Here is a 1,686-nt window from a genome sequence, read left to right as displayed (position 1 = left end):
CGCGCCCGGTCCTCGTCGCCGCCGCACAGCACGACAAAATGCGGCCCCGACCACGACGCGGCGACATCGCCGGCTTCGCCCGCCTCCCAGACCCGACGCGCCAAGAGCATCTCGGTGACCTGAGCCCCAGACGTTCCCGTAACCGCCCGTGTACTAAAACCTCGCAGACGCACGCAGATGCATCCCTGCTCATCGCAGATATCGATATCCAATTTGTTGGATGTTCCGTCCCGGCGATAAACTAACGCAAACCCGCGCGCCGGGGTTGGCGCGATCACCAAAACTTCTTCTAACGCAAAAGGCAGCATCGGCTGCCCAGCGGAGCCTTGGTCGGAGCCTTTGCCACCCGCGCTTAAACCGATACTCGCCTGGAGCGCGGCATCCATCAGGCTTGGATGCAGCACGTATGCATCGATCGTCTGCGCGACACATACCGGGACCTCAAGCCGACCCAAGACCTGCGTGCGTCCTACCGCATCAACACCAACCGACAAGTCCCTGATCCCTCGGAAGGACGGGCCGTAGTTCAACCCTTGCATCTCGAATCGCGCGTAGCTCTGCTCTGCCGAGAATGCGCGATCAGAGCATCGCATCTGCAACGCACCAACATCCACATTCGCCACGCGCCCGATTGGGCCTAAGACCACTCGCCCCTGACTATGGATAACGCGATCCTCAGTTTCGCTGTAAATCTCATATTCGAGCTTGCCGTCTTCCTCCGCGAACAGCTCGATATGTAGCTCGATCCCATCGGACCCTACGACCACTGGCCGCAACCAGACGACCTGCTGCAGCCGAATCCCTCGCCTTCCATCTTCCGCCGTCGCCGCCTCCACCGCCGCCCGCGCCATTTCCAGCTGCGCAACACCTGGAAGAACATGCAGCCCTCCCACAACGTGATCCCGAAGGTAGAATTCGTCCCCGTCCAGCTTTGTGCTGAACCGCTGCGCAGAAAAGGTCGACGTGTTCCGATGCAATAACCGATGCAGGACGGGTGATTGTGCTGGAACAACTTGTGCTGAGATATCTCTCGTCAGTTCGACTGCACTCGACTTTGACAGACGCCCTTCTTTGACCTCGCCGATAATGTATTGCAGAACGCGTCTCATTATCCCTCCGATGATGCCGACAAGAGCTTCTCGGTTTCTTTGATCGCCGCAGCGATACTGACGGTGTTGGAAACGACTCCGTCGAGTAGTTTCGCGTATGCCAGCTCATCAAACTCGTTCGTTCCTGCTCTCAGCGGAACGACATTTCGGGGCTGCTCATTTGCAGCCTCGATACGATATTGGACCCGTGCAAACGGATAGGTCGGCAGAGAAATCCTGCGAGGCCGGGCCGCGCCGTATATACATTTCCAATCGAACGACAGCCCCTTGACCCACAGTTGCAGAAGCTTGCCGTATTTGCCTTTCGCGACCCACGCCGCGATCACCTGCGTGAAGTCCTCGTCGCTCGTAAACTCCGCGAGAGTGTCCTTCTCACGCCGGACCCCACCTTGATAAAGCCCCTCGATCCCCCTCCCGCCCGCCAGATAACCCTTGAGCTTGGTCTCCAGCTCCGTCATCGAGGAGGCCGTAAGCGCTAGCCGGCTCTCCATCGCCTCGCGTCCGACCTGCATTGTGAAGGCGAGATCGGCGAGGTCGGGGCTGTTGCCGGTTTCCAGAGCGCTGCTGACGAAGGCGA

The 1,686-nt window shown here is 59.4% G+C and carries 2 protein-coding genes; both read right to left on the bottom strand.

Annotation, left to right across the window (positions count from 1 at the left end; translation table 11 throughout):
• The coding region (locus BMW89_RS37075) for a polyketide synthase dehydratase domain-containing protein (RefSeq protein WP_177196596.1) at positions 1–1,109 on the bottom strand (1,109 nt) is incomplete at its 3' end.
• A partial coding sequence (locus tag BMW89_RS38260) for a KS-MAT linker domain-containing protein (RefSeq protein WP_210187593.1) occupies positions 1,109–1,686 on the bottom strand: 578 nt, incomplete at its 5' end. The genes BMW89_RS37075 and BMW89_RS38260, both read right to left, overlap by 1 nt.

This window comes from Bradyrhizobium sp. OK095 (assembly GCF_900109945.1).
Lineage (GTDB): Bacteria > Pseudomonadota > Alphaproteobacteria > Rhizobiales > Xanthobacteraceae > Bradyrhizobium.
The sequence above is the reverse complement of the archived record's forward strand: the minus strand, read 5'-3'. Positions and strand labels throughout refer to the sequence as shown.